The following is a 4,150-nucleotide window of genomic DNA, read 5'->3' on the forward strand; positions in this document are numbered from 1 at the left end:
CAGAATTGTTCTTTAATTATTTATCTTGGTCTAATCCTTGGTTGGTGGCGATCGCCCTAAATACAGTTTTACTCGCGATCGCCACCATTGCTCCTAAAAAATTGCTCACTCCCGCTGGCCAATTTCACGGCTGGGTATTGGGCGTGCTCATTTGGGGCTGTTTGGGATGGCAAGGCTATGCTGTGGTGATGTTTTACTTTCTTGTCGGATCGGCAGTTACCCGCATCGGCAAAGCTCAAAAAGAAGCAGAAGGCATAGCCGAAAAGCGTTCAGGCGCCCGAGGCCCAGAAAATGTCTGGGGTTCGGCTTTAACCGCTACTCTTTGCGCTGTGGGAGTTTTGGCATTATCTATTTTAGGAGAGACAGGCAAGATGTCTGTGCCACAAGATGCTATTTCCCTGTTATTGCTGGGTTACGCAGCGAGTTTTTGTACCAAACTTTCCGATACCAGCGCCAGCGAAATCGGCAAAGCTTACGGGAAGCGGACTTTTTTGATTACTAGCTTGCAGCCTGTACCTAGGGGTACCGAAGGGGCCGTAAGTTTGGAAGGAACGATCGCAGGTATTGTCGGCTCAATTTTGATTGCGCTTTTAAGTTGGGCCGTCGGTTTAATAGACTTGAAAGGAATTGTTTTTTGTGTTATTGCAGCTTTTATTGCCACGAACATCGAGAGCGTCATTGGGGCGACAGTGCAATCAAAGTTTGAGTGGCTAACGAACGAGGTGGTAAATTTTTTTAATACACTTATAGGAGCGATCGCAGCGATCATTTTCGCGGCCACCTGGAGAGCTTTTTTAGCTTAGTTAATGCTGGACGCATTCGCGACCTAAAAAACCGGGTTTATTACGATAATTCAAGGCTTTAACGCAGTATTTTTCCAGAGAAACCCGGTTTCTGCCTCGCGAGCTATCAGCTATTAATCATTAGTCATTAGTCTCCAACAATCAACTCATGACTAATGATTAATAGTTAATCAAACTAAGCGTCGTCTTGCGGTCCAAAAACCATTTGTAAAATCATCGTCGGTTCGCCCCGCTTGTGATAGCGATCGGCCCAATTGCGAATAATTTCATCTAATTCCTCAAGGGCTTGGTCGAGGCGTTCTGGCGGAATATCCAAAGTCTCCATAATTCGCATCACATTTGGTTGTTTTTCCGCCCAATCCTTCATCAGCCGGAAATATCTAGCCGTATCCTCCACCATAGTAAATGTCCGCTCTTCCTGCTCTGCGGGAGAGTAAGTAGCGCGAGTGAGGGCATAAAACGGCATTCCCCAAGGAGAATCAATACGAGTAACTGTCCCAGAATAGATCAAGCGCCGCTTAATGTGTTCTGCTAGAGCTTCGCTCAAAGGCATTCGCCTTTCTGGAGACATATCTTCTTGCGATCGCCTGTGCAGAAACTCGATCAACTCCATAAACTGAAAAGAATTGATCAGTTGAGCGTCTGGCGGATTAGGAGGGATCTTGCTTTCGAGATATTTTTTTTCATCTACAGTCAAATTGTTTCCCGGAATGCGAGGGCGTCCCGGCATCCAACCATACTGTTCCAGCCAGACATAAGGAAACTGAATCAAATACCTAGGTTCTTGCGAACCCAACATTTTCAGCAATTTTCCCTGAGTCAGAGCTTCCCGGACTTCTTCAACAATCACCTTCACCCGTTTAGGCTCAATGTGATGCAAGTGTCCGGTCATCCGCAGGTTGTTGTCCTGCTCCATATAAGTCATATAAATGGCACACTTAGCCGCCGTTGCGGCCGCGTCTAGAAACGCCCCGTGCCTGTGCCCACTGGTTCTCATGGCGCTAAACGCCAGATATAGCATGATCTGATCCATTGCACTAGGGCTGAGGCTTTTGACCAGATCCAAAGAGTCATTTTTCATCACTATCCCCGAAATAGCCAAATTAGGAGGCATTTTTTCATCCTCCATTAAATTATTGCGAGAGCGCCGAATCAAGCATAGCCGACTGTCGCCGGAAAGCTTGCCAGCTACCCTAATATTCAGGTTAGTTAATTTCCCTGAGGTAACAGGGGCATGGGCTTAAAGGCTATCCACACCGCATAAGTGGTTCTTATTGGTGGCCAATTTAAGTAGATTGCTGCACCCTCTGCGCTGACAGTGTACCTATATATAAGTTAGTTATCGCAAGTTAATTATAGTGCAGCGGTTGAAAATTAAACCCTACCTGTGGGGGGGAGAACGTAAATAACTGTTGCGATCCCAGGAATTTGAGGCGACTCCGAGTCCCTAATTCTTGAATAGTCATGGATGCGCAAACCCGGTTCGATCAACTAAAATAAGGCTGTTGCATAATTGCGGGAAGATTTATGATGGTTTTGTGGGATGGGCTCTCGTAGACCGTCCGCTGTATTTTCACAGCAGGCGGGACACTCCCCAAGAATCGTCCTCAAATTGTGCAATGCCAAAATAAGGCTTAGAGGGCGAGGGATATCGGTTGAAAAACCCAGATGCTCAGAGGCCTGTGGTTAGTTCCTGTTGAATTGAAGCGTTTTCAATACAAAACCGCCACATACTAGAATCTATCTCTAGGTAGATGGCGGTTCCCAGTTTATATGCTAACATTTATCACACAAAAAAGAATCTCCTCAGAACTGTCCACAAAAAGTGCAGTTGTCGCTTAACCTGAAAAACTAGAATCCCAGAAAATCCGATCGAGTGCTCAAATGAACGGCCCGAAGCAACTCAGTTGTTGTAATCACTTGCGTCCAGTGCGATTAGAAATCTTGTAGCGGATGAGTGTAAACATTAGGCTCAGTAAAATTTCTGCGTCCGCTGCCCCTCTCAGGACCGCGCTCACCCTTTTGTTGAGTTTGGGCTGACAACATATATTGGGCGGTGGCAGTGGCGACAATGGGGAGTGAAGATTCAAAAGCTTGAGCGGCGCTGGCACTCAAGGTAATGCCCAACAGGCTCAGTAAAGCAATTGCAGTGTAGGTTTGCATGGGTAGTATCCGTGTCAGTGTCTATTACGTGATACGGACTTGCCCCGATCGATCAGGATAGATATCTGTGCAATTTTCGGATCTGTGCAAAAAACCTTACGTCTTCAATTCTACTGCTCCTGCCAGCAGCCAAGCACCTGCCGAATTCAGCCTGCCCCATACTGTCAGAGGCTTTTCGGTTTCGCAATTGTGTAAAAATCTGTCGGTTTCCGAGTCCAAAGTCACGAGTTGCCAAGTTTGACCGGCTAAAGATGCAGGGCTTGTCAGCGTTAGTGTCCAGTCTTGTTCGCCGAGGCGACGGAAAATGCCAGAAAATTGGCTGGGGGTATTTGCTGTTTGACTGCTTGGTTTCTCTACTGACTCCTCACATTCGCCGCTGGCGGGATATGCTTCAGGCCGATCGAGATAATAGCGCTGCCAATCGAGCCAGTCCGATCGCCCCTGTGTCAAATTAAATAAAGGAATAACTGCCGCACTCGCCTCGGAATCTTGCAGCAAAGCTTCCTGCAAAACTCTCACCGGCAACTCCCGCGGCTGACATCCAGATTCCGCGCACAAAGCCGCCGCCATTCCCGCCGCCTGTCCAATATTCATTACCGTCGGTTGCAAGCGAGTTGCACCGTTGGCGATGTGAGAGACGGAAATATTTTTTTCGCAGACTAGGAAACCGTCTGTACTCGCAGGAATTAAGGCGCTGTAAGGAATGGTAAAAGGAGTTCCCGTCCAGCGGCCGCCCCAGCGGATGGATTTTGGCTGCAGAGGAATGTCGCCACTGGGGTAGTGGTGGTCATTGGCATAGTTACCGATCGCAATTGTTTCACAAATGCCCTGATAATTTATCGGCAACTTCGCGACTCTTCCACCGGCAATAGGCAAAATATCTTGTTCTGTGACTGTACTTATTCCTCGCAAGCGGCGACTTTCTCGGTAGTAAGGATGTAAGGCAAAAGAAGGAAGAATGGAAGAATTTTGTTGATTTTCGATCGTGGAAATCGGGAAAATGTTCTGTGCTAAGCCGTAGCGGGGGCCGAGTTGCGTTTGAATGAAGCGGGCAAAACTTTGAGTGTGCCACAGACTTTCTTGCAGGAATTCTTGTCGAGATGCTTCAGATTTAATGAGTCGATCGACCCCTTCACCATAATCATTACCTCGAATCGGCCAATTAATCATCAACAATCCGCCCG

General features: G+C 47.4%; 4 protein-coding genes. 1 reads left to right on the plus strand and 3 read right to left on the minus strand.

What is annotated here, in order from left to right; all coding sequences use genetic code 11:
* The coding region (locus QUA38_RS27805) for a TIGR00297 family protein (RefSeq protein ID WP_445305120.1) at positions 1-803 on the plus strand (803 nt) is incomplete at its 5' end.
* 175 nt (positions 804-978) lie between these two features.
* Here the strand turns inward: QUA38_RS27805 and hetR are convergent.
* From hetR to QUA38_RS27820, 3 genes are all read right to left on the minus strand, one after another.
* Positions 979-1,884: a heterocyst differentiation master regulator HetR gene (gene hetR, locus QUA38_RS27810; RefSeq protein ID WP_333070270.1), complete on the minus strand. Its 906-nt coding sequence runs from the start codon at positions 1,882-1,884 to the stop codon at positions 979-981.
* A gap of 854 nt (positions 1,885-2,738) precedes the next feature.
* On the minus strand, positions 2,739-2,966 hold the full coding sequence (patX, locus tag QUA38_RS27815; RefSeq protein ID WP_333098936.1) for a heterocyst-inhibiting protein PatX: 228 nt from the start codon (positions 2,964-2,966) through the stop codon (positions 2,739-2,741).
* A 96-nt stretch (positions 2,967-3,062) separates the two neighbouring features.
* A partial coding sequence (locus QUA38_RS27820) for an FAD-dependent oxidoreductase (protein WP_333167590.1) occupies positions 3,063-4,150 on the minus strand: 1,088 nt, incomplete at its 5' end.

Source organism: Microcoleus sp. Pol12B4 (assembly GCF_036701385.1).
Classification (GTDB): Bacteria; Cyanobacteriota; Cyanobacteriia; order Cyanobacteriales; family Microcoleaceae; genus Microcoleus.

Coding starts and splice junctions, on each gene's coding strand:
- hetR (WP_333070270.1), bottom strand. CDS start 1,884: ATGAAAAATGACTCTTTGGATCTGGTCAAAAGCCTCAGCCCTAGTGCA.
- patX (WP_333098936.1), bottom strand. CDS start 2,966: ATGCAAACCTACACTGCAATTGCTTTACTGAGCCTGTTGGGCATTACC.